The 24733-nt window shown below is 40.1% G+C and carries 25 protein-coding genes; 22 read left to right on the forward strand and 3 right to left on the reverse strand.

The window, feature by feature from the left end:
* Nucleotides 1-116: 116 nt before the first annotated feature.
* The 3 genes from PARC_RS21990 to fliD all read left to right on the forward strand — a co-directional run bounded on the left by PARC_RS21990 (nucleotide 117) and on the right by fliD (nucleotide 2877).
* Nucleotides 117-788, forward strand: a complete 672-nt coding sequence (locus tag PARC_RS21990) for a flagellin (RefSeq protein WP_373372464.1) — start codon at nucleotides 117-119, stop codon at nucleotides 786-788.
* Between the two features lie 154 nt (nucleotides 789-942).
* Entirely contained in the window at nucleotides 943-1365 is a 423-nt protein-coding gene (locus tag PARC_RS04645) for a flagellar protein FlaG (protein ID WP_010553918.1), read from the forward strand.
* 78 nt (nucleotides 1366-1443) lie between these two features.
* Nucleotides 1444-2877, forward strand: a complete 1434-nt coding sequence (gene fliD, locus PARC_RS04650; protein WP_010553917.1) for a flagellar filament capping protein FliD — start codon at nucleotides 1444-1446, stop codon at nucleotides 2875-2877.
* A 94-nt stretch (nucleotides 2878-2971) separates the two neighbouring features.
* Here fliD and PARC_RS04655 read toward each other — a convergent pair whose 3' ends face one another.
* Together PARC_RS04655 and fliS are read right to left on the reverse strand one after the other, a co-directional pair.
* A complete protein-coding gene (locus PARC_RS04655) occupies nucleotides 2972-3286 on the reverse strand; it encodes a hypothetical protein (RefSeq protein ID WP_010553916.1) in 315 nt (104 codons plus the stop codon).
* A gap of 8 nt (nucleotides 3287-3294) precedes the next feature.
* Nucleotides 3295-3696: a flagellar export chaperone FliS gene (fliS, locus tag PARC_RS04660; protein ID WP_010553915.1), complete on the reverse strand. Its 402-nt coding sequence runs from the start codon at nucleotides 3694-3696 to the stop codon at nucleotides 3295-3297.
* 433 nt (nucleotides 3697-4129) lie between these two features.
* Between fliS and PARC_RS04665 the strand changes: the two genes are divergently transcribed.
* Nucleotides 4130-5566 carry a sigma-54 dependent transcriptional regulator gene (locus tag PARC_RS04665; protein WP_010553914.1) on the forward strand — a complete coding sequence of 479 codons (1437 nt, stop codon included), beginning with the start codon at nucleotides 4130-4132 and terminating at the stop codon, nucleotides 5564-5566.
* A gap of 334 nt (nucleotides 5567-5900) precedes the next feature.
* On the opposite strand, the gene PARC_RS04670 is transcribed toward PARC_RS04665, so the two are convergent.
* Complete coding sequence (locus tag PARC_RS04670; RefSeq protein ID WP_010553913.1) at nucleotides 5901-6497, reverse strand: DNA-3-methyladenine glycosylase I; 597 nt, start codon at nucleotides 6495-6497, stop codon at nucleotides 5901-5903.
* Between the two features lie 132 nt (nucleotides 6498-6629).
* Here PARC_RS04670 and PARC_RS04675 point away from each other — a divergent pair, with 132 nt between their 5' ends.
* The 18 genes from PARC_RS04675 (at nucleotide 6630) to flhA (ending at nucleotide 24718) form a co-directional block, all read left to right on the forward strand.
* Nucleotides 6630-7742, forward strand: a complete 1113-nt coding sequence (locus PARC_RS04675) for a sensor histidine kinase (RefSeq protein WP_007581877.1) — start codon at nucleotides 6630-6632, stop codon at nucleotides 7740-7742.
* Nucleotides 7739-9205 (forward strand): sigma-54-dependent transcriptional regulator, encoded by a 1467-nt coding sequence (locus tag PARC_RS04680; RefSeq protein WP_010553912.1) that lies wholly within the window; start codon nucleotides 7739-7741, stop codon nucleotides 9203-9205. The genes PARC_RS04675 and PARC_RS04680 overlap by 4 nt, the downstream gene beginning before the upstream one ends.
* A 156-nt stretch (nucleotides 9206-9361) precedes the next feature.
* Nucleotides 9362-9694, forward strand: a complete 333-nt coding sequence (gene fliE, locus PARC_RS04685) for a flagellar hook-basal body complex protein FliE (RefSeq protein ID WP_010553911.1) — start codon at nucleotides 9362-9364, stop codon at nucleotides 9692-9694.
* 20 nt (nucleotides 9695-9714) lie between these two features.
* Nucleotides 9715-11430 carry a flagellar basal-body MS-ring/collar protein FliF gene (gene fliF, locus PARC_RS04690; RefSeq protein WP_007581880.1) on the forward strand — a complete coding sequence of 572 codons (1716 nt, stop codon included), beginning with the start codon at nucleotides 9715-9717 and terminating at the stop codon, nucleotides 11428-11430.
* A complete protein-coding gene (gene fliG / locus PARC_RS04695) occupies nucleotides 11423-12463 on the forward strand; it encodes a flagellar motor switch protein FliG (protein WP_010553910.1) in 1041 nt (346 codons plus the stop codon). The genes fliF and fliG overlap by 8 nt, the downstream gene beginning before the upstream one ends.
* A gap of 3 nt (nucleotides 12464-12466) precedes the next feature.
* Nucleotides 12467-13273, forward strand: a complete 807-nt coding sequence (fliH, locus tag PARC_RS04700) for a flagellar assembly protein FliH (protein ID WP_010553909.1) — start codon at nucleotides 12467-12469, stop codon at nucleotides 13271-13273.
* An 18-nt stretch (nucleotides 13274-13291) separates the two neighbouring features.
* Nucleotides 13292-14626 (forward strand): flagellar protein export ATPase FliI, encoded by a 1335-nt coding sequence (gene fliI / locus PARC_RS04705; RefSeq protein ID WP_010553908.1) that lies wholly within the window; start codon nucleotides 13292-13294, stop codon nucleotides 14624-14626.
* Nucleotides 14626-15072, forward strand: coding sequence for a flagellar export protein FliJ (gene fliJ, locus PARC_RS04710; protein ID WP_010553907.1), 447 nt, complete (start codon nucleotides 14626-14628; stop codon nucleotides 15070-15072). Before fliI ends, fliJ begins: the two co-directional genes overlap by 1 nt.
* Before the next feature lie 89 nt (nucleotides 15073-15161).
* Complete coding sequence (locus tag PARC_RS04715; RefSeq protein WP_050576414.1) at nucleotides 15162-17072, forward strand: flagellar hook-length control protein FliK; 1911 nt, start codon at nucleotides 15162-15164, stop codon at nucleotides 17070-17072.
* A gap of 57 nt (nucleotides 17073-17129) precedes the next feature.
* Nucleotides 17130-17657, forward strand: coding sequence for a flagellar basal body-associated protein FliL (gene fliL, locus PARC_RS04720; RefSeq protein WP_010553905.1), 528 nt, complete (start codon nucleotides 17130-17132; stop codon nucleotides 17655-17657).
* Nucleotides 17658-17666: 9 nt separating this feature from the next.
* Nucleotides 17667-18758, forward strand: a complete 1092-nt coding sequence (gene fliM, locus PARC_RS04725) for a flagellar motor switch protein FliM (protein WP_010553904.1) — start codon at nucleotides 17667-17669, stop codon at nucleotides 18756-18758.
* 20 nt (nucleotides 18759-18778) lie between these two features.
* Nucleotides 18779-19177 (forward strand): flagellar motor switch protein FliN, encoded by a 399-nt coding sequence (fliN, locus tag PARC_RS04730; RefSeq protein WP_007585803.1) that lies wholly within the window; start codon nucleotides 18779-18781, stop codon nucleotides 19175-19177.
* Nucleotides 19174-19557 (forward strand): flagellar biosynthetic protein FliO, encoded by a 384-nt coding sequence (fliO, locus tag PARC_RS04735; protein ID WP_010553903.1) that lies wholly within the window; start codon nucleotides 19174-19176, stop codon nucleotides 19555-19557. The genes fliN and fliO overlap by 4 nt, the downstream gene beginning before the upstream one ends.
* Nucleotides 19558-19561: 4 nt before the next feature.
* Nucleotides 19562-20302: a flagellar type III secretion system pore protein FliP gene (fliP, locus tag PARC_RS04740; protein WP_007585804.1), complete on the forward strand. Its 741-nt coding sequence runs from the start codon at nucleotides 19562-19564 to the stop codon at nucleotides 20300-20302.
* A gap of 40 nt (nucleotides 20303-20342) precedes the next feature.
* Nucleotides 20343-20612 (forward strand): flagellar biosynthesis protein FliQ, encoded by a 270-nt coding sequence (fliQ, locus tag PARC_RS04745; protein ID WP_002959325.1) that lies wholly within the window; start codon nucleotides 20343-20345, stop codon nucleotides 20610-20612.
* A 2-nt stretch (nucleotides 20613-20614) separates the two neighbouring features.
* Complete coding sequence (fliR, locus tag PARC_RS04750) at nucleotides 20615-21394, forward strand: flagellar biosynthetic protein FliR (RefSeq protein WP_007585805.1); 780 nt, start codon at nucleotides 20615-20617, stop codon at nucleotides 21392-21394.
* 9 nt (nucleotides 21395-21403) lie between these two features.
* The gene (flhB, locus tag PARC_RS04755) at nucleotides 21404-22534 is read left to right on the forward strand and encodes a flagellar biosynthesis protein FlhB (protein ID WP_010553902.1); all 1131 of its coding nucleotides are present in this window, start codon (nucleotides 21404-21406) and stop codon (nucleotides 22532-22534) included.
* Nucleotides 22535-22606: 72 nt separating this feature from the next.
* Complete coding sequence (flhA, locus tag PARC_RS04760; RefSeq protein ID WP_010553901.1) at nucleotides 22607-24718, forward strand: flagellar biosynthesis protein FlhA; 2112 nt, start codon at nucleotides 22607-22609, stop codon at nucleotides 24716-24718.
* The last annotated feature ends 15 nt before the right edge of the window (nucleotides 24719-24733 follow it).

Consider the following 24733-nt stretch of genomic DNA (forward strand, 5'->3'; position numbering starts at 1 on the left):
CGCCTCCTATCGTTGATCCAGGTGATCCTACTAACTTCGGTAGCTACACTTTCGATTTAAACGGTAAAGCGGTAAGTTTTGACAGCCAAGCGGATGCGTCATTAGATAGAGATGCTATGGCACAAGCAATTAATGCGGGTACCGCAGATCATGGAGTTGCTGCAAAAATTGAAAATGATGAGCTTATAATTACCAGTGACACTGGCAAAGATATTAATATTGAAAATTTCAATGCAAAAAACCATACGGGGCATACTACTACAGACGCTCCTACGACATTAGCCATCACAACCCAAGGTTATGATGGAACTGATGCTCCCGCAGGTGCCATAACATTGACAAGTGGTGATGGTTCAACTGATGATACTGCACGTATTTATGGCGCAGTTCAGCTTAACTCAGCGACAACGTTTACCGCACAAGCAGATAGTGCTTTATTAGCTGCTGGTACAGATGTAGATACAAGCTCTGTTATTGCAGTTGATACTGTTGATATTAGTTCACAGGCGGGATCTCAAGATGCGTTAGCGATTATAGATAATGCAATAGCGATGATAGATGATCAACGTGCTGATTTAGGTGCAATCCAAAACCGTTTTGACCACACTATTAGTAACTTAGCTAACATTCAAGAAAACGTGTCTGCATCACGTAGTCGTATTCAAGATACTGACTTTGCAACTGAGACAGCGCAAATGACGAAAAACCAAATATTGCAACAAGCAGGTACATCAATCTTGTCGCAAGCGAATCAGTTACCACAAGCAGCACTTAGCTTATTAGGTTAATAAGTTAAAAGTAAAAGCTTAATGGTTAGCTAACTAATACATAAAGTCAGTATTAGTATTTAAAAAAGGAGGTGGCTTTAGCTACCTCCTTTTGTGGTTTAAGAATATAAACTAAGCTATTGTTGGTTTAATTAAGTACAAATAGGAATCTGTTATGAATACTATTAATTCCAATGCAGAAGTTACATTACCAACCCCGCTAGCGGGTGAAGATAAAGTAGTCGGTCAAGCGGCTAGTTCGTTAACTGAGCGTGCTGTTGACGATGTAAAGCAAGCTGATACTCAAAATCAACAACGATTACAGCAAAACCAATACGAAAAAAATAATAAAGAAGTTACTGCTCAGCCGTTAGAGCGTGAACAACTAGAACAAATGGCGCAACAATTGCAGGACTTTATGGGCGAAATGAATCGCAGTTTGCAATTTAAAGTAGATGAAGATTCAGGTCGCGATGTAATTAAAGTGCTCGATAAAGACAGTGGTGAAGTTATCAAACAATATCCTTCTGAGGAAGTATTAAGTTTGGTTTCTAAATTGTCGGAGTCGGCAGGTATTTTAATTGACCAAACAGTTTAGCAATCAGCTCAAAATATTATCTTTCAAGTGTTAATTATTAAGAGTTAAGTTAGTTTTTTTGTATTTAAGAGGTGAAGTATGGCTATTTCGTTTACTGGTTTAGGTTCGGGATTAGCAGTATCAGATATTGTTGATGCGCTAGTTAATGCTGAGCAAGCCCCTGCTGAAGCTCGTTTAAATACTACTGAAGGCAAATTAACTACAGATATTTCAGCCGTTGGTGCACTCAAGTCTGCGCTTGAAAAAGTACAAACGTCAATGGAAGCTTTGGGAGATAGTGATAATTATCAAAAGCGCACCGCTTCGGGTAATGATGATTTTATATCTATTAGTTCAGATAAAGACGCTCAGCCAGGCAGTTACAATGTAAAAGTAGACGCATTAGCACAGGCTCATAAGTTATCTTCCCCTGCATTTGCAGCAGATGAAGCCATTGGCGCGGGTCTAATTACAATTGGCTCTGGCGCAAATAGTTTCTCTACTGTTTTGTCGGCTACTAACACCTTAGAAGATTTACGCGACCAAATTAATAATGGCCCTTTTACTGGCAGTGATAGTAATGATTCTGTTGTCGCCACTATAATAACCAGTGATACCGGTCAGCATTTAGTACTTACTAGTAAAGAAACTGGCGAAGACAACGCAATTACAATTACCGTACAAGATGACGATGGCAATAATACCGATGCAGGCGGGCTTTCGCGTTTAGCATACGATGTATCAGATGCAGATCCGGCTAACCATACAACTAATTTAACGCAAGTTAATGCTGCACAAAATGCGCAAATAACAATTGATGGTACGTTAACTATATCAAGTAATACCAATGAATTTAGTAATGTGATTGATGGCGTGGATATTACCGCTAAAAAGTTGCATGCCACTGACGACGACTTAAGCGATATATCGGTTACCGAAAACAATAATAATATTAAAACAGGTTTAAATAGCTTTATTACAAGTTACAACGAACTATTAGAGTTGAGTAATAACTTGGGTGCTTCCGGCGAAGGTGGCGCAGGCGTTATGGCGGGGGATTCATTACTTCGTGGTGTTATGTCAAAGCTTCGTAGCGAAATAACAAACCCCGTTGATTTAGGTAATGGCAACTCACTATCGCTTTCGCAATTAGGTGTTGAAACAGATCGCTACGGTGTTTTAACCCTAAATACAGAAACACTCAATGAGCAAATAGATGCAGATGTAGATTTAGTGCAGAAATTTTTTGTAGGTGACGACGATGATGGCTTCGCACAATCGTTTGACGAAAAATTGAGCTTTTATACAGACTCCGACGGTATTATTCAAAACAGAATTGACAGTAAAACAAATCAACTTGATGACATAGATGATCAACGCTTGGACCTTGCTAGTAAAATGGAGTCGCTATCATCTCGACTATATGCTCAATATAATGCGATGGATTTATTAGTGGCAAGCCTTAATAACACCAGTACATATGTTCAAGCTCAGCTGGAAAATATGCCTGGGGTTGTACGAGATAACTCTTAATATATAAATAGCATATAGTTTTAATAGCTAAATAAAAACATAAAAAAAACCGTTATTTACAACGGTTTTTTATATTTACTGTTTGAGGTTAATTTTAATTGGCTGCTTTATAAGCTTTAATTGCCTTACCAGATTTTTTTTGTTTAATAATGGCTTTAGATGACTCGTTTTTAGCGCTATTTGCTTTTACTAAAATAGTATTTATACGAAGCTGAATTAATTCTAATTGCTCTGCGCTTGGGCCTTCACTGCTTTCGCACCATTGCTTTATATTAGCATTTAAAGTGTCTAAAAAAGGCTGAGCTTCGTCTGCGTTATTTTCATTTACTAACACTTCTATTTTACTAAGCAACGTTTGTATGAGCTCAGAGTAGTTAGTTAGTGGCTCTGAAGATGTTGGCGAGTCCATAATTTAAATTAAACCGCAGGGCTGCGTTGGTCTAGCGGAATATTATTCCAACCTTCTTTAATTTCTTTAACAATACTTGATACTTCCATAATTGCTTCAATATCGTTGTTTATGTTTGCTTGCGTTAAACGGCGTTGGCAGTAGTCGTAAAGTGCCAATAAATTGTTAGAAATGCTAGGGTCTTGCTCTACTTCTAAATTAAGTGCGTCTTGTAGGGCACCAAATAATAAAACACAGGCTGAAATGTTCTCACCTTTTTTAGCTATTTCTTTGCGCTCAATAAACCCTTTTGTAGCTGCTAAACGGCCGATAATATTACTAAATATAAGGTTTATTTGTTCGTAAGGAGTCATTTCGGCAATACTACTAGCACGAACTTGACCGTATTTTTTTAATGAGACATGAGCCATGGGAAAATCCTAAAATTTAAAACGATAAAATTATGTGAAAGTTAATATAAAAACTTATACAAAAAATCAATAAAGCTTTTATACTTTTATAAGAACAAAGCAATATTAATGCCAAGCATTTTCACTTATCTATGTATCGGCATTTGTAACTTCAACTTAAATTTATAATTGAGTTTATTTACTAACAATAGCATTTTTATAGCCGAGTAAATTAATTTTTAGAGCTAGGTTATGGTTAGGTAATAGTTAAGTAATAACTAAGTTAAAACTATAAATAATACTTAATGATTAACTATTAAGTATGATTGACTTAACTAGCCCGTCTGTTTTTTGGCGTTTATGTCAAAAAACTGCCGCTATTGCTTGCATCCATGCTGAACTGGCTTACAATTTAACTAATTATACAAATTAGTGAAAGTACGGCTCGCTAAATATGATCTTGATTTTAGATAATAATAACAACCGCGCAATAGGATTAAATGCTTCACTTGGCTTTATTGGTGAAGCTGCTCAACTATTAAGCGAAGACTGCTTTGAACAAGAATGCAAAAAATATCAGCAGCAAGAATGCATGATCATTTTAGGAGCATTGCAATCACTTGACCACGAAAGCTTAATTAAACGCTATCCAACATTACCGTTTTTATTAATTGGCGAAACGCTAAAACCCCTATTAAGTATCGCTAATGTGGTGGGGCTTATTTGCGAGCCATTTAATCACGAAGTGACAACGCAGTTACTTCACGATTGCCAGCAGTATCAGCGCATGTTGCCTAATGAGCATAAGCATACAAAACCACATAAAACCTTTGATGGACTTGTTGGTGAAACAGAGGCCGTAAAAGATGTTCGCTTTTTAATTGAACAAGTGGCAAAAACCGATGCCAATGTTTTAATTTTAGGCGAATCAGGCACAGGTAAAGAAGTGGTTGCCCGTAATGTACATTTGCTTTCAAAGCGTATTAATGGACCGTTTGTACCTGTTAACTGTGGTGCTATTCCGGCAGAGCTGCTCGAAAGTGAACTATTTGGCCACGAAAAAGGCGCGTTTACTGGTGCTATATCGGCTCGTAAAGGGCGGTTTGAACTAGCTCAAGGCGGGACGCTATTTTTAGATGAAATAGGCGATATGCCTCTGCAAATGCAAGTTAAGTTGCTGCGAGTATTGCAAGAGCGCAGCTACGAACGTGTTGGTGGTACAAAGGCTATCCAAGCTGATGTACGCGTTATTGCAGCCACGCATCGTAATCTTGAAACAATGATTGAAGAGGGGAGTTTTAGGGAAGATTTATATTACCGCTTAAATGTATTTCCTATCGAAAACCCATCGCTTAGTGAACGTGCTGATGACATTCCGCTGCTTTTAAAAGAGTTAATGCGCCGTGTTAACGACCAGACTGGTTCTACCGCTAAGTTTACCGAGCGCGCAGTTGAGAGCTTAAAAGAACATGCTTGGCCTGGTAATATTCGTGAGCTTGCTAACTTAGTGGAACGTATGGTTATTATGTTTCCTGAAAAAGTTGTTGATATTCCCGATTTACCTAACAAATATCGTTACATCGAAGTTGAAGCCTACGAGCCAGAATACCCTGAAGAGTTAATGGAAAAAGACGCCTTTAACGACATATTTAGCACAGGCTTTAGTGATTACGAAAGTGAGCCTGACGCTGGGTTTAGCCAAACGGGTAGTGGGCTATTGCCAGATGATGGTATTGAACTTAAAGATTATTTAGCCGAACTTGAAATTAGCTTAATTACCCAAGCGTTAGAGCGCTATGATTACGTTGTAGCTCGCGCTGCAGAAATATTAGGTGTACGCAGAACAACACTCGTTGAGAAAATGAAAAAGTATAATCTTTCAAGAGATTAAGGTTTAAAAGCAGCTGTCAGTGTTTAGTTATAAATTGGCCAAACACAGTAGATAAATAACCCCCCGTTTTGTAGGTGCGGTTTTATACCGCACTTTACTTAAAAAATATTAGCAAGAGCGCGAAGTAAATTCGCACCTACACGGTTTTTACTTTTGTTGTAGACGCTAGACTTGCTCGCGTGAAAAGCGTAGCTTTTAATCATTTAAATAAAACGTTATTTCACAAAGAGAAAAACGAAGGTAAATGAGAAACCATAGTCAACTTACGCGTTACTTCTCTATAGCGCAGCGTCTCTTAACCTCTTTGTGAACAAATTACTTTTATGGCTTTTAATCACTTACTACTAAAAGCCTTAATAATTTCTTCTTTTCTAAAACAATCATTACTGTGATCGTTAACCATACCGCAGGCCTGCATATGAGCGTAAACCGTGGTTGGTCCTAAAAACTTAAACCCCCGTTTTTTTAAGTCTTTAGCAAATGCAGTTGATGCCTCTGTAATTGCTGGGTAGTCCTCAGCGTTATTTAAATTACTTATAATCGGTTTATTATCGACAAACTGCCATTGGTAGTTACTAAAACTTCCAAATTCTTCTTGTATTTCTATAAAGCACTTTGCGTTGTTGACAGTTGCCGCAATTTTTAAGCGATTACGCACAATCCCTTCATCAAGCATTAGTCTCTCAACATCATCTTGTGTGAATTGTGCCACTTTATCTACATCAAAATTAGCAAATGCTTTTTTATAACCGCTGCGTTTTTTTAAAATTGTGTACCAACTTAAGCCTGCTTGCGCTGATTCAAGCGTGATAAATTCAAACAGCTTTGTATCATCATAAAGAGGGACGCCCCATTCTTCATCATGGTAAATAACGTAGTCGGGTTTAGTGGTGTCGAGCCACGGGCAACGGCACTTTATTTGCTCACTCATTATTATTCCTTTTTGTGTGCGTCATTTTTATGTCGCTCAAATTATTGATGTAACTTAATGATAAGTATGTAAATAAATTTTGGTATAAATCGTGCATTTAGACATATATCTACATCAATTCGAGATTTGATTATGGCCCTTGCTAGCGTGCTAAAACCACAGTTTTTTTCTGCAAATCAGTATAACCCATGTTTACTTCAAGAGGAGTACATTGGTGAATTAAGCGATCTGCGCAAGCAAGCAAGTTGGCTTTCGCACTTGGTTGATACCATGCCAGCAGGTGTGGTTGTACTTGATGGCAAAGGGTTGATTGCAAAAGCGAATCAAATAGCGATTGATATGCTTGGCGAGCCACTTGAGGGCGAACGCTGGTTTAATGTTATTCAGCGCTCTTTTAGGCCACATCAAGATGATGGTCACGAAGTGTCTTTAAAAGACGGGCGCCTAATAAAGCTTGATATTACCGCTTTAGCACCAGAGCCTGGGCAACTTATTTTAATGACGGACTTAACCGAAACTCGCCGCTTACAAAAACGTGTTGCACATATGCAGCGATTAAGCGCGCTGGGTAAAATGGTTGCGTCACTGGCGCATCAAGTCCGTACACCGCTCTCAGCCGCTATGCTATACGCTGCTAATTTAGGGTCTAAGCGCTTACCCGAAGCATCTCGCGATAACTTTCAAACAAAGTTAATGTCGCGTTTAAAAGATTTAGAAACTCAAGTAAACGACATGCTGTTATTTGCCAAAAGTGGCGATCAGCAAGTTGTTGAGCAAGTTTCAATGCAGCAGCTTTTAACAGAAGTTAAAGCAGGTGCTGATGCGATGGTCGCACTTAATGAAAGTGAGCTGGATGTAAGCTTACCAGAGCCAGATATACAAATAGTCGGTAATAAAACGGCATTGGCCAGTGCTATTCAAAATCTTGTGCACAATAGTATTCAAGTTATTGGCGGCGGTGCAAAAGTAAAAATTAGCGCACAAAGAGATTTAAAAGATTTAGATATGGTTCGTATTAGCGTGAGCGACAATGGCCCAGGTGTTGATTTAAGCCAAAGCGATAAAATTTTTGAACCATTTTTTACTACAAAAAGTCAGGGCACAGGTTTAGGGCTTGCGGTAGTAAGTTCGGTGGCTAGTGCGCACCAAGGCCGTGTTGATGTGACTAATAATACGCAGGGTGGTGCCTGCTTTAGCTTGTTACTGCCTATTAAGGCAACATCTAAACTAGAGGGTTCATTATGAGTAACACTATTTTAGTTGTCGAAGATGACGCAGGGCTTCGTGAAGCCTTAATAGATACCCTTGAAATGTCGGGTATTGAATGTGTTGCAGCGAGCAGTGCTGAGCAAGCAATGTTACTGCTTAAAAAAGATCAATTTTCGCTTGTTGTAAGCGACGTGCAAATGGGCGCAATGAGTGGACTGGATTTACTACGCAGTATTAAATTAAACCACCCTGATTTACCTGTATTGATGATGACGGCGTATGCCACAATTGACGATGCGGTAGAAGCCATGCGCCTAGGTGCAATTGACTACATGGCTAAACCATTTGCACCTGAAGTGCTGTTAAATATGGTGAGTCGTTATTTGCCTGAAAAAGCAAAAGAAACCGACGGCCCCATTGTTGCTGACCCAACTAGTATTCAATTATTGGAGCTTGCGAGTAAAGTAGCACGCTCTGATGCAAGTGTGATGGTACTTGGCCCAAGTGGTTCAGGTAAGGAAGTACTTGCTCGTTATATTCATGATAAGTCGAGCCGATGTAATGAGCCATTTGTGGCGATTAACTGCGCGGCTATTCCTGAAAATATGCTCGAAGCCACTTTATTTGGTTACGAAAAAGGAGCTTTTACGGGGGCGATTCAAGCATGTCCGGGTAAGTTTGAGCAAGCACAAGGCGGGACTATTTTACTTGATGAAATTACTGAGATGGACTTAGGGCTACAAGCTAAACTTTTACGCGTACTGCAAGAGCGTGAAGTAGAGCGTTTAGGGGGTCGTAAAACAATCCAGCTCGATGTACGTATTTTGGCAACCAGTAATCGTGATTTAAAAGAAGCCGTGTCTGAAAATCAGTTTAGAGAAGATTTATATTACAGGCTTAATGTTTTTCCACTAATGTGGCGTCCATTGTGCCAACGCCCTGGCGATATTATTGTATTGGCTAAGCATTTAATTGAGCGCCATATAAGTAAAAGCAAAGAGCCTATGGCGTATTTAGATAAAGCTGCCGAGCAAAAGTTACTGGCTCACGCGTGGCCTGGTAATGTGCGCGAGCTTGATAACGTTATACAGCGTGCACTTATACTGCGAAGTGGCGATACAATAAACGAGCATGCCATTTTTATTGAAAACTTAGCAGCTAATAACTTTGTTATGGAGCCATCATTGGCGCCGGCGCAAACAGTATCGTCAACAGAATTAGCTCACGCAGATAAAGGCGTTGATAAAAGCACGCTAAGCTCTGCATATTATGATGAAAAATCACATGCCGAGGTTGAACCTAAGCAGGGCTTGCTAGCGGCAGACACCGGTAGCTATAAAGATGAGCTTAAAGACAAAGAGCATCGCATTATTTTAGAAACCCTTGCACGTTGCCAAGGTAAGCGTAAAGACGTTGCCGAAACATTGGGTATAAGCCCGCGCACTTTACGTTATAAACTTGCGCAAATGCGCGATTTAGGCATTTCACTCCCTGCATAACCTCCTATAAACCCTAAGTTTGCGCTGCGAACTAAGGGTTGTCAAAACTCTGACTCACACAAATTAAAGTTAACCTACTGTATTTAAATGATTAATTAATTGGCATGCTTTGTGCTTTATTACTTGTAAGAGTTCACTGCGTGTCAGAGATTAATTATGAAAATTCAAAACAGTGCTGTATTTCAAGAAATGCAATCGATGGCTTTAGAGGCCGGCCGTAATAATCAACTTAATAAATTGCCGACTCAAGTTCAGCCTACTTCTACTTCCCAGTTTGGCGACATGCTAAGTGATGCACTAAATACAGTGCACGGTTTACAACAAGATGCGGGTCAAAAAGTAAAAGCGGTTGAGATGGGTGATCGAAGTGTATCCCTTGCTGAGGCGATGATTGCTTCTCAAAAATCGTCAGTTGCTTTTGAGGCTACAGTACAGGTTCGTAATAAACTTGTTGAAGCTTATAAAGAAATCATGAACATGCCTGTTTAATTAGGTAGTGGAGAATTATTGTGGCGCAATCTAACCAATCTACAGACCTAGCACTTGCTGGTGGCGGTATTGACCAAAGTGGTGGTGATGATCAACAAGAACAAAAGTCAGGCTACTTAAGTGCTTTAAATGGTGTTGATGTATTGCGCCAAGTAACATTGGTTATAGCATTGGCTATTTGTTTAGCTATCGCGATTTTCATTATTATTTGGGCTCGTCAGCCAGATATGCGCCCGTTAGGCAAAATGCAAACTGAAGAGCTTATTCAAACGCTCGACTTTTTAGATGCGCAACAAATTGAATATCAACTAGATGGCAACGTTGTATCGGTTGATGAAAGCGAATACCAAAATATTAAATTGTTAATGACCCGCGAAGGGTTAGAGCAAGGGCCAGCGTCGGGCTCTGACATAATTATGCAAGATATGGGCTTTGGTGTAAGCCAACGCTTAGAGCGTGAACGCCTAAAACATGGCCGTGAACAGCAATTAGCACGGACCATTGAAGAGCTTAATAATATTACTCGCGCTAAAGTATTGTTAGCTATTCCTAAAGAAAACGTATTTGCCCGCAGAGAGAAAAAACCATCAGCTACCGTTGTATTAACACTCAAACGTGGACGCTCACTCGACCGTGAAGAAGTAGATTCTGTTGTTGATATGATTGCTTCGGCAGTACAGGGTTTAGAGCCTATGCGAGTTACTGTTACCGATCAAAATGGTCGATTACTAAATTCAGGTTCGCAAAGCTCATTAGCAGCACGCTCTCGTAAAGAATACGATTTAGAACGTAAGCGCGAACAAGAGTACCTTGAAAAAATAGACAGTATTTTAATACCGGTTGTTGGGCTTGCAAACTATACAGCTCAAGTTGATTTGAGTATGGACTTTAGCTCGATTGAGGAAACTCAAAAGCGTTATAACCCAGACCTACCAGCGGTTAGAAGCGAAACCACATTTGAAGAAAATAACATTGGCGGCCTAGCTGTTGGTATTCCAGGTGCGCTTACAAATCAGCCACCGTTAAACTCGAACATTCCTGAGGTTGCGGGGCAAGGTGGTGCAGGCACAGCTACATCACCAACACGCAGCCACAAAGAAGCCACACGTAATTATGAACTCGACACTACAATTTCTCATAAGCGCCAGCAAAGTGGTGTAATACGTAGAATAAGCGTATCAGTTGCTGTTGACTACATTGCTAAAGTGGGAGAAAACGGCGAAACAACCATGACTCCACGTTCGGTAGAGGCATTGTCAAATATTCGTCGCTTACTGCAAGGTGGTGTAGGTTTTGATATGCAACGTGGTGATGCACTTGAAGTCGTAACAGTGCCGTTTGTACGTGAAGAAACAAATTTAGCAATAGAAGTGCCACTGTGGGAACAAGACTGGTTTATGAAAATAGCCCGCCTTGTATTGGGGGCCTTAGTTATCATTGTATTGATAATGGCAGTAGTAAAACCAATGCTTAAACGCTTAATTTACCCAGACGATACACTAGAAGAATACGACGAAGATGCATTAAGTTCAGGCGTAGATATTGGCGACAACACGCTTGATATGCTAAATAAAGACTTTGATTCTGCTTCGGTTGGTTTCTCAAGTGATGGTACACTGCAGTTACCGGATTTACATGGTGACGAAGATTTACTTAAAGCAATTCGTGCCCTTGTAGCTAACGAACCAGAACTATCATCACAAGTAGTCAAAGCGTGGTTAACAGAAGATGACTGATCAAGAACAAAAACAACTCCCGCCAGCCTTTGATGTTGATAAGCTAGATGGGGTAGATAAAGCCGCTATATTACTTTTGAGTTTATCAGAGGAAGATGCCGCGCAAATCCTTAAACACTTAGAACCTAAACAGGTGCAAAAAGTGGGTATGGCGATGGCTGGGTTACAGGACTTATCACAAGCTAAGATTAGCGCTGTACACAACTTGTTTATAGAACAAATTCAAAGCTTTAGTACCATTGGTTTTCAGTCAGAAGACTTTATTAAAAAAGCGCTTACAGCAGCCCTTGGTGAAGACAAAGCTGCTAGCCTTATTGACCAAATTGTTATGGGCTCAGGCGCTAAAGGCTTGGATTCATTAAAATGGATGGACTCTAAGCAGGTCGCTAGTATTATTCGCAATGAGCATCCGCAAATTCAAACCATTGTATTATCATATTTAGAGCCAGAACAGTCAGCTGAAATTATTTCTCAGTTTCCTGAAAAAGTACGCTTAGATTTAACCATGCGTATTGCAAACCTTGAAGAGGTTCAGCCAGCAGCACTGCAAGAGCTAAACGAAATAATGGAAAAACAATTTGCCGGCCAAGCAGGTGCGCAAGCTGCTAAAATGGGTGGGTTGAAGGCTGCCGCAGATATTTTAAATTACCTTGATACTAACGTTGAAGGGCAGTTAATGGACTCTATTCGTGAACATGACGAAGAGATGTCTCAGCAAATACAAGATCTTATGTTTGTGTTTGAAAACTTAATGGATGTTGAAGACCGTGGTATTCAAGCAATCCTACGAGAAGTACAACAAGACGTACTAATGAAAGCAATTAAGGGTGCTGATGATGCACTTAAAGATAAAATACTGGGTAATATGTCTAAGCGTGCAGCCGAAATGCTTGCTGATGACTTAGAAGCGATGGCACCGGTACGTATAAGCGAAGTAGAAGCGGCGCAAAAAGAGATTTTATCAACAGCGCGTCGTTTGTCTGACTCAGGTGAAATTCAGCTGGGCGGCGGCGGTGGCGAGGAGTTCCTGTAAACTATGAGCAAACTCAAAGGACGCACACTTCGGGCTGATGAAGCAGATGAATTATTAAAAAATTGGGCTATTCCAGATGTAGCACCAGATGAAAGCAGCTTTGGTAATCGCTCTACAGCTTACGGCACACCGCTTAGTGAGTTGTACAAAAAAGAATTAGCCGAAGAAATGCCTATTGATGAGCCACAAGAACCAGAACTCCCTGCGCTTACCATGGTTGAGCTTGAACGCATTAGACAAGACGCGTACGAAGAGGGCCTTAAACAAGGTCATGAGCAAGGCTACATAGATGGCTTTGAAAAAGGCGTTGGTGAAGGTAAAGAAGCTGGCTACAAAGAAGGGCTAGAGCAAGGTAAAAAACAAGGCCTTGAAGATGTAAAACCTTTAATTGAAGAGCAGTTAACAAGTTTAAAAACCATTTTAGAGGGGCTAACTACACCGCTAGATAAAGTAGACGAACAAGCCGAGAAGCAATTAGTACAACTTGCTAGCATGTTAGCGGAAGCTGTTATTTATCAAGAAGTAAAAACATCGCCTGATGTGATTTTACATACGTTAAAGCAAAGTATTGATTCACTTAATGCGGAGCAAGAAAAAGTACGAATCCATTTAAACCCCGAAGACTTAGAACTCATAAAAGAGAGCTACGGCGAACAAACCATTATTGATAATAACTGGCAGTTAATGGCAGAGCCCACTCTTGAGCGCGGTGGCTGTGAAGTTAAAACAGCGCAATCATCACTCGATATGACCCTTAAAACACGTGTCAAAGAAACGTTGGATAGTTTTTTGCATAATAGTGGTATCTAACTATTTTATTGGCGTGTTATGTCAACTCAACGTGCATCATTAAGCGAACGCTTATCTCAATATCAACAACATATTAAAACTCCAGCGCCTGCTGTGGCAGGTATTTTAACCCGTGTTGTTGGCCTTACCCTTGAGGCTAGAGGTTTACGTGCGCCCGTTGGTAGCCAATGTAAAATAGAAACTATGAACGGCTTTGTAGACGCCGAAATAGTCGGTTTTAACGATCAAACTTTGTACTTAATGCCTAACGACCACATCTCTGGTGTGTTGCCTGGTGCGCGTGTTATTCCTCAAGTTAATAATTTAGGTTTGCCTGTAGGGATGAGTTTATTAGGCCGCGTGGTGGATGGTTTAGGGCGACCGCTAGATGGCTTGGGTAAAATTAATGCTGAGCATCATTTAAAGTTTGCGCAAAATACTATAAACCCGCTTTCAAGAAGACCAATCACTAAGCCTATGGATGTAGGTGTGCGTGCTATTAACTCGGTTATTACAGTAGGGCAAGGCCAGCGTATGGGCTTGTTTGCAGGCTCTGGTGTGGGTAAGTCAGTACTACTGGGTATGATGACCCGAGGTAGCGAAGCTGATGTCATTGTTGTTGGCTTAGTGGGGGAACGTGGCCGCGAAGTAAAAGAATTTATTGAAGAAATACTCGGTGTAGAAGGGCGTAAACGTTCAGTTGTTGTCGCAGCGCCTGCTGATTCATCACCGCTTATGCGTTTAAAAGGCTGTGAGAGTGCAGTCACTATTGCTGAGTATTTTAGAGATCAGGGTTTAAACGTATTATTGTTACTCGATTCGGTAACGCGTTATGCAATGGCGCAACGTGAAATTGCACTTGCTGTAGGCGAGCCGCCTGCTACAAAGGGATATCCGCCTTCGGTGTTTGCTAAACTACCTGCGCTGGTGGAGCGTGCTGGTAATGGCGGTGAAGGGCAAGGTTCAATTACTGCCTTTTTTACCGTGTTGAGTGAAGGGGATGATATGCAAGACCCTATTGCTGATGCAGCGCGAGCTATTTTAGATGGCCACATTGTACTATCGCGTGATTTAGCTGACAGCGGGCACTATCCCGCTATAGATATAGAAAAATCGATTTCGCGTGTTATGCCTCAAGTTGTTTCTGAGCCACATATGCAACAAGCCCGTGTACTTAAACAAGTGTATTCCATGTATCAGCAAAACAAAGACATGATTACTTTAGGCGCTTATCAAAAAGGGACCGATCAAATGCTCGACCAAGCCATAAATATGATGCCAAGAGTAAATGCATTTTTACAACAAGGTATGCGAGATGTCATTAGTTACGATGATGGTCTGCAAGGTCTTGCTCAGTTACTAGGACAAGCATAATGGCTAAAAACAAACTCGATTTATTGCTCAAAATTGAAAATGATAAAGAAGAAAGTTTGCGCATGAGTTACTTACAAGCTAATCAAAACTTGCAATCGAATCAACAAAAGCTACAAGGTTTAAACAATTTTAGACTGGAATACTCTCAGCAGTTACACCTAAAAGGTAAGTCGGGTTTATCTAGTGCAGGGTTTGGTCAGTACCATGCTTTTATAGCTAAAATTGAAGAGGCAATTCGCCAACAAGCAAGTACCGTAAATACCGCTAAGCAAGTTGTTACTCAACGTAAAACTCTATGGCTTAAGCAGCAAATTAAAGCTAAAGCAGTTGCCAAATTAATCGAAAATCAAAAACTCAAAGCAAATGCGTTAATGGCAAAAAATGAGCAAAAAATGTTAGATGAATTTTCGGCTAATCAGTTTTTTCAACGTCGTAAAGCTTTGTAATTCAGGCACGTTAATTGCTTTGTTACTTAGTGGAATTCAACTTTTGGCGGTATGCGGTGGCATATTGCCGTAATGGTATTAGGTGATTTATGGCGATGAATAACATTTCGTTTTTAGTTTCTTCTGAAAAAGATTCTTTGTTAGCCTTTAAAGACAATAGCTTAGCTAATAGCGAAGAAAATTTAGGCGAGGAGTTTTTAAGCCAACTAAACGAAGCCCATAGTTCTATGGAGCCTTTACTAAAAGGCAATAAAAACCCTAATGCCGAAAATTCGATTGCCATTCCTAAGCATAAACAAAAAGAAGACAATGAAAATCTGAGTGCAAAGGCAGATGAAGACACCGCAGACGAAGTTACTTTTGTATCTGTTGAGATGCTTGATCAAATTAATTCAGCACAAGCAATGAGCACTTCGATTAATAAGCCTTTTGAGGCAACTGAAAGTACAGAGTTAGATAATGGCGACTCTAAAACAGCGGAGTCAAAGGGGGCAAAAATTGATAGCTCAAACTCACTACCTTTGAACTCGTTACCATTAAATGAAGGCAAAAATCATAAAAGTGGTGTTGCCGAAGGTATTGAACAGCCATTAAATCCTATAAATAAAAAGCCTAATGACAGTATTGGTCCTATAGTTGATGATGCTAAATTAGTTTCAATGGATTTAAAGGATCAATTAGCTCAAGGCAAACCCGTTGATAAAAGCTCAAAAAATATAGTGTTGCCAACACCAGTGCCTACGCCAGCAACTCCACAGAAATCTGAAAGTGAAAAAAGTGCTGCAATAGATACTTTAATGACTAAGGATACGAGCTTAATTAAAGCTAATAACGTTATTACTAGTTTAACGCCTGAGCAGCGCTCGCAACTTAATGCGCAAATTAAGACATTAGACAATGCCGACCCGACTAATAGTGCGACTACTAATCGCACTGCCAACCTTAAACAAATGCTTGCGCAATTTATTACTGATAATGAAGAAGCACAGGGTAGCGTAGCTAAACAGTCTTTTAGTTCTGAGATTGATACGCTTAATACCACTGAAAAACAAAGCTTGTTAACACAATTAAACGCTTATATTAAAGCTGAGCACCCAAAAGGCGAGCAGCTGTCAGTGCTTAAGCAAACAGTTAATGAGTTAAAGGCTTCAATTGAAATAGGTTTGGCCGATACTGCAAAATCAGACTCAAAAACGTTTGTAGCGCCAGTTACTCAGAGCGTTGTAAATGACGCGCAAAAAGTCAGCTCAAAAATATCGACAAGTGAAAATGTTGAACCAAGTAAGGTTGCTACAGCTTCTATAAAAGATGAAAACGCCACAAAATCATCTGAGCTGATGCAAAAAGATGGGTTGAAAAATATAAGTGCAGAGCAAGTACCGGTACGTGTAGCACAAGTATTTACGCAAATTACAACTGCTTTAAATACTCAGCAACCGAGTACATTAAGCCAATACGATTCATTGAGTTATGATCAGAGCTTACTTGATACCCAAATAATACAAACTCAACAATTACAAAGTACATCGCAAGTAAAGCAGGTAAGTATTGACTCAGGTGTAATGCAAGCAATTAATATTGTTAAAAGTGATGCAGCTAAATTATTGCAAGATCGCGTCAGCTCAATGCTGAGCATTAATAATAAAGAAGCAGAAATTCGTCTAGATCCTCCCGAAATGGGTAGTATGCAAATACGTATTCGCAGCGATGCAGAACAAGCACATATAAACTTTGTAGTACAAAACCAGCAAGCCAAAGAAGCACTTGAACAATCAATGCCACGCTTACGTGAAATGTTAGCGCAACAGGGACTAGAGCTTGGTGAAAGCACTATTTCTTACGGGCAATCAGGTAGTGAAACTGCTGATCAAAGTGAGAGTGGAACTCAAGGTAATTTGGCTAATAATAAGTCAGTTAATGATGAAAACGACGAGCAAGCAAATAACACTGCACAAAGTTCTCGACAACAAACTTCATCATCAATAGATTACTATGCCTAAGTGCTGCTATTATAATAGTTAAAACAAGCAAGTACCTTTGCGATTAAAGGAATCATGATGGCTGAAGAAACAAGTTTAGAAATTGAAGAAACCGGTAAAAGTAAAAAGAAACTAATAATAATTATAGTCGCTGTACTACTTATTGTAGGCAGTGCAGCGGGTTACTTTTTTATGTCGGGTTCGGATGCGCCAGTTGAAACCTTAAATGAAGAAGCGGGAATCTCTGTAGATCTGTCAACTGGATTTGGTGATTCAGCTGAAATAGGCAGTGCTTTATATGTTTCTATGCCACGCCCATTTGTATTTAACGTACCTGGCTCAAGCCGCGACAGAATTGTGCAAATTAAAGTACAGTTACTGGTACGTGGCGAAGTCAATGAAGAAACAGCTAAAAAACATATTCCGCTTATAGAAGGGACGCTACTAAGCGTGTTTTCTACTACAACTGCTGATGAGTTAAGTACGAGCTCTGGTAAAGAAACACTTCGTTTTTCTGCACTTGAAAAGGTACAAAAAGCCTTAATGGATGTTGAAGGCAGTAAAGTAATTGAGCGGGTATTGTTTACCGGCTTTGTAATGCAATAAGGGGTTAGCGTGAGCGATTTATTATCCCAAGAGGAAATTGATGCGCTATTGCATGGTGTTGATGACGTTGAAGAGGAAGATATACACGATGGTGAAGATGGCGGAGGGAGTACGCTTCAGTACGATTTTTCTTCGCAAGATCGGATCGTACGTGGTCGTATGCCGACGCTGGAAATTGTTAATGAACGCTTTGCTCGTCATATGCGAATTAGCCTATTTAACATGATGCGCCGCACCGCAGAGGTGTCTATTAACGGCGTACAAATGATTAAATTTGGCGAGTATATTCATACTTTATTTGTTCCAACCAGCTTAAATATGGTCCGTTTTAGACCTTTAAAAGGCACTGGCCTGATTACCATGGAAGCACGACTTGTGTTTATTTTGGTAGATAACTTTTTTGGTGGTGACGGGCGTTATCATGCAAAAATAGAAGGCCGAGAATTTACCCCAACAGAGCGCCGAATTGTACAAATGCTCCTTAAAATAATCTTTGAAGATTATAAAGAAGCTTGGGCACCGGTTATGGATGTATCGTTTGAATATCTCGATTCTGAAGTAAATCCAGCTATGGCTAATATTGTAAGCCCAACTGAGGTTGTGGTTATTAGTTCTTTCCATATTGAGCTCGATGGCGGCGGTGGCGATTTTCATATTGCACTTCCGTATTCAATGCTTGAGCCAATTCGAGAGCTGTTAGATGCGGGTGTTCAGTCTGATACTGAAGATACTGATTTACGTTGGAGCAAAGCGCTTCGCGATGAAATAATGGATGTAGAGGTTGAAATATCAACTCAGTTACTTGAAGTTGATTTAACCTTAAAACAAATCATGGAACTCAAAGCCGGTGATATTATTCCGGTTGAAATGCCTGAGCATATAACCGTGTTTGTTGAAGAACTACCTACATTTAGAGCCAAAATGGGTCGCTCTCGCGATAATGTTGCGCTTCAAATTAGTGAAAAAATTAAACGACCTGATTCAGTTAAATCTGAGCTGCATGTATTTACCAAAGGCGGCAAGAAAATTGACTCAGATGCAGAATTAGCAGAACTAGAAGATGATTTACACCTCTCTGACGGTGTAGACTTAGACTGGTAATTGATTAAAAGGTTAAAAGTATGAGCGATGATCAAGACACAATGGATGAATGGGCAGCAGCATTAGCAGAAGCCGAAGCTCCAGATGATAGTAGCGAAGCACATGTTGCAGAGCTTGATGAGTTAAGTGATTCAAAACACGAAATGAGTGGCGATGAAAAACGAAAACTCGACACTATTTTAGATATCCCCGTTACTATTTCAATGGAAGTAGGACGCTCTAAAATTAATATTCGTAACTTATTGCAACTCAACCAAGGCTCTGTTGTTGAGCTTGACCGTGTTGCGGGCGAGCCGCTAGACGTGCTAGTTAATGGTACTTTGATAGCCCATGGTGAAGTAGTTGTAGTAAACGACAAGTTTGGTATTCGCTTAACTGACGTGATAAGCCAAGTAGAGCGGATCAAAAAACTACGATGAGCTTATTAATTGCTTTAACGAGTTCCGTTTTTTCAAAAGCAGATGTGGCAACACCCACTGGAGATATACTCTCTATGGTGCTGTCGCTTGTAATGGTGCTAGTACTAATCATTGTGCTGGCATTTTTTGTTAAAAAGCTTAATCCAAATTTAGCAAATAGCGATGAATTTAAAGTAGTCAGAAGTCTACCTTTGGGTTCTCGCGAGCGTTTAATGGTTGTTGAGATAGATAATGCTCAGCATTTACTTGGTGTAACTCCCCACAGTATTAATTACTTACACAAGTTAGAAACCCCATTAAGTGAAAAAGAACTACCTGAACTCGCTAAACGATTTGGTAAACTTTTAAACCCGCAATCAAACCAAAATAAAAAGAATTAAACCTATGACAAAGTGGCTGCTTATTATTTTTGCCATGGTGTTTGTACCAAGTGTAAGCGCAGAAGGAATTGATGCGCTTACTATTACAACAAACGCTGATGGCACACAGGATTACTCAGTAACGTTACAAGTTTTAGCAATTATGACGGCGCTGAGTTTTATACCGGCTGCCATAATTATGATGACCTCCTTTACACGAATAATTGTTGTACTCGCCATTTTGCGCCAAGCAATTGGTTTGCAGCAAACACCGTCAAACCAAGTGTTATTAGGGATGTCGCTTTTTCTAAGTATTTTTATAATGTCGCCTATTTATCAGCAGGTAAACGAGCGAGCTATAGAACCTTACTTAAATGAGCAGGTTACTTCAGTACAAGCTTTAGAGCTGGCTAAAGAGCCAATGAAAGCCTTTATGCTTTCACAAGTGCGTTTAAAAGATTTAGAAACGTTTGCTAAAATTGCCGGTTACGATCAGCTTGATTCGCCACAAGATACACCGTTAATAGTGCTTATACCCGCCTTTGTAACCAGCGAATTGCAAACCGCATTTATAATAGGGTTTATGTTTTTTATCCCATTTTTAATTGTTGATTTAGTGGTCGCCTCGGTATTAATGGCGATGGGTATGATGATGCTTTCACCCATGATTGTGTCTTTACCGTTTAAAATTATGTTATTTGTACTTGTAGACGGCTGGAGCTTAGTGATGGGGACTCTAGCTAAAAGCTTTGGTTTAGGGACTTAGTATGCAAAGCATTAACATGACCCAACAATAGGAGTACAACATGGAACCGGAAATTTTTGTTGATATCCTAAGTGACGCTCTTTTTTTAGTTATTAAGCTGGTGTCTGCAATTGTAGTCCCAGGCTTAATTATTGGTTTAGTTGTAGCTGTGTTTCAGGCCGCGACGTCTATCAATGAACAAACATTGAGCTTTTTACCTCGTTTATTAATTACCATTAGTGCGCTTATTGTGGGTGGGCATTGGCTTACTCAAGAGCTAATGGACTTTTTTACTCGCCTAGTATTACTTATTCCTGAAATTGCAGGTTAAGCGTGGAATACCCCTTTGCTGTCGTTATTCAATGGTTGAGCGATTTTTTGTTGCCGCTGGTACGCATTAGCTCAATGATTATGATTATGGCTGGTTTGGGGGCTAAAAATGTTCCTACACGTATAAAAATGGGTTTATCGGTTGTTGTAACTTTTGTTGTAGTTCCTGTTCTGCCCCCAGCTACATTCACTAATTTATTTTCGTTTGAGATGATTTTAGTCGTTATTCAACAAATGCTGATTGGTGTTGCTATTGGTTTTGCATCTATACTTTTATTAAATACTTTTGTGTTAGCAGGGCAAATACTCGCGATGCAAACCGGTTTAGGTTTTGCTTCGGTTATTGACCCTTCTAATGGTGCGAGTGTGCCTGCTGTGGGCCAGTTTTTTCTTATTTTGGCCACCCTATTATTTTTTGCTTTTAACGGTCATTTAATGATGATTCAAATGGTGGTGCATAGTTTTCAAGTGCTACCCATTGATGGCACATGGTGGTCTGTAGATCATTACTGGGACATAGTGACCTGGGGTGGCTGGATGTTTACTACAGCACTGGTACTCTCACTTGCACCGCTTACCGCGATGCTCGTTATTAATATGTCGTTTGGTATTATGACGCGTGCAGCACCGCAATTAAATATTTTCTCTATTGGTTTTCCGTTTACCTTGGTAGCGGGACTTATTATTATTTGGGCGACACTAGGTAACTTTGTTACTCAGTTTGAGTTTCAATGGTTAAAAATGGTTGAGCTAATGTGTACTTTAGTTGGTTGTTCACCTTAGGAGAAAGTCATGTCTGAAGACTCAGGACAAGAAAAAACAGAAGAACCCACATCCAAAAAGCTTGAGGAATCTAAAAAGAAAGGCCAAATAGCGCGCTCAAAAGAGCTAGGTACCATGTTTGTACTTATTTTTTCGGCTATATCGCTTTTGATGTATGGGCCAGAAATTGGCAAAGGTTTATATAATGTAATGGGCCGAACCCTTAGCTTAAATCGCAACGAAGCCTTTGATACCACTAAAATGTTTGCCGTATGGGGAGAGGTTGCAGACGCTTTAATGTTTCCTATGGCTATGTTTGTATTAATTATAGTTTTGGCTGCATTTATTGGTAATACGTTACTAGGTGGTTTTAATTTTAGCTGGGAAGCCGCTGCACCTAAAGCTAGTAAAATGTCGCCAATGAAAGGCTTTAAACGTATGTTTGGCCCGCAAGCGGCTATTGAGCTTGTAAAGTCACTTTTAAAATTTGGCTTGGTTGCAAGTTTTGCTGTGTTTTTAATTAATACTTATTTTGATGAAATACTGCATTTAAGTTTAGAAAGCGCACCGGGTAATATTATTCATGCTTTAGAGATTTTAGGCTGGATGTTTTTAGGTCTTTCATGCACTTTAATTATTATTGCGGCTATTGATGCACCATTTCAAAGTTATAACCATAACAAACAACTTAAAATGACAATGCAAGAGATTAAAGATGAGTATAAAAACTCTGAAGGTGACCCACAAATAAAAGCGCGTATTAGGCAAACTCAAAGGCAAATGTCGCAAAACCGTATGATGCAAGATGTCCCTGACGCTGATGTTATTGTTACCAACCCAACTCACTACTCAGTAGCATTAAAATACGATACAGAGCGCGCAGGAGCGCCAATAGTGCTTGCTAAGGGTATCGATGAAATGGCGATGCAAATTAGAAAAGTAGCAATAGGGAATGAAGTACCTATTTTAGAATCCCCTATGTTGACCCGAGCGCTTTATCATACGGCTGAAGTAGGAGAGCAAATACCCGATCAGCTATTTACTGCAGTAGCGCAAGTTTTAGCGTATGTATTTCAGCTTAAGCGCTTTAATAAAGGGCGCGGTAAACGTCCAACTAAGCTCAATAACAAGCTCCCAATCCCCGATGCCTACAAGTATTAAACCGTTAACTTAGTAACTTGGAATAGTTATTGCAAATTCTACGTAGTGTCAATTTTTTGAAATTGTAGAATTATGAGTTTTAAAGCGGTATTACAACAACTTAACAGAGACAAAAAAGACTATGCCAAAGGGGTAGGTACTCCTTTGCTTGTGCTTGCAGCCTTGGGAATGGTGATCTTACCGTTACCGCCATTTTTACTCGACATCCTTTTCTCGTTTAATATTGCCCTCGCATTAGTGGTTTTACTCGTGACTGTTTACACGATGAAGCCGGTTGAGTTTGGTATATTTCCCTCTGTATTACTAATCGCTACGATTATGCGCTTAGCGCTTAACGTTGCCAGCACTCGAGTTGTATTACTTGAAGGTCATAATGGTGGTGATTCCGCCGGTAAAGTAATTGAAGCGTTTGGCTCAGTTGTTATTGGTGGTAACTACGCTGTTGGTTTGGTCGTATTTTTAATTCTGATCATTATTAACTTTGTGGTAATTACTAAAGGTGCTGGGCGTATTTCTGAGGTATCTGCACGTTTCACCCTTGATGCAATGCCGGGTAAACAAATGGCAATTGACGCCGATTTAAACGCTGGTTTTATCAGTGCCGAGCAAGCGCGTGACCGCCGCGAGGAAGTAACTCGCGAAGCTGATTTTTACGGCTCAATGGATGGTGCGAGTAAATTTGTAAAAGGCGATGCCATTGCAGGTATTGTTATATTAATCATCAATATTGTTGGTGGTTTATTTGTCGGTATGATTCAACATAATTTGAGTTTTGGCAACGCAATGGAAGTATATACATTACTTACCATTGGTGATGGCTTAGTTGCTCAGCTCCCTTCTTTACTGCTTTCAATTGGTACCGCGATTGTTGTAACACGTCAAAATGAGTCGCTCAATATGGGTGACCAATTTAAGAAACAACTAGGTAACGAAAAATCACTCTTTATTGCTTCAGGTATTTTGATCATCATGGGGTTAGTGCCTGGTATGCCGCATTTTGCTTTTTTAAGTTTAGGTGCGTTATTGGGTTATTTAGCTTACTACACACAGCAAACTAAGTTAAAAGCCGCTGCAGCAGAAGCCGAAGAAGCCGCCAGTGGCGGAAGCGCTGCAACAGGTATTGCCAATAAACAAGAGCAAAAAGAACTTGGTTGGGATGATGTTCAGCAGGTTGACGTAATTGGCCTAGAAGTAGGTTACAGATTAATTCCGTTGGTAGATCAATCTCAAGGTGGTGAGCTACTTAATCGTATTAAAGGTGTACGTAAAAAGCTTTCTCAAGAACTTGGTTTTTTAGTACCACCTGTTCATATTCGCGATAATTTAGAGCTTGATCCGAATGCTTACAGAATAACGTTAATGGGTGTTTCAACCGGTGAAAGCGAACTTAAACATGGCGACGAGCTAGCGATTAACCCAGGGCAAGTATTTGGTCCTATTAAAGGGGTTGAAACTAAAGATCCTGCGTTTGGCCTTGATGCAGTATGGATCAAGCCTGATCAAAAAGATGAAGCGCAATCACTAGGTTATACCGTTGTAGATTCAGCCACGGTAGTCGCCACTCATATTAGCCAGTTATTAACTAACAGTGCAGCGTTGCTACTAGGGCATGAAGAAGTTCAAAACCTGCTTGATATGCTTGCTAAAAGCCATCCTCGCTTAGTAGAAGGACTAGTACCTGATGTGTTGCCATTAACTGCAATTGTAAAAGTACTGCAAAATTTATTGAATGAAGGTGTAGCTATTCGCGATATGCGCTCAATTGTTCAAACCCTTGTTGAGTATGGTCCGCGTAGCCAAGACCCTGATGTATTAACGGCTGCAGTGCGTATTTCCCTGCGTAGATTAATTGTTCAAGATGCGGTGGGAATGTCATCAGAAATTCCTGTCATAACCTTGGCGCCTGAGTTGGAACAGATGTTGCATCAGTCATTACAAAATGCAGGTGATGAAGGTGCCGGTATTGAGCCAGGACTTGCAGAGCGACTTCAAGTGTCATTAACACAAGCGCATCAAAATCAAGAAATGGCCGGTGAACCTTCTATATTGCTAACGTCAGGAATGTTACGCACTGTGTTATCTCGTTTTGTTAAGTACACCATTCCAGGATTGAGAGTGATGTCTTATCAAGAGGTACCAGATGAAAGACAGATAAAGATTGTTAGCTCTGTAGGGCAACAATAAGATTTTAACAGGGGT

This window comes from Pseudoalteromonas arctica A 37-1-2 (assembly GCF_000238395.3).
Classification (GTDB): Bacteria; Pseudomonadota; Gammaproteobacteria; order Enterobacterales; family Alteromonadaceae; genus Pseudoalteromonas; species Pseudoalteromonas arctica.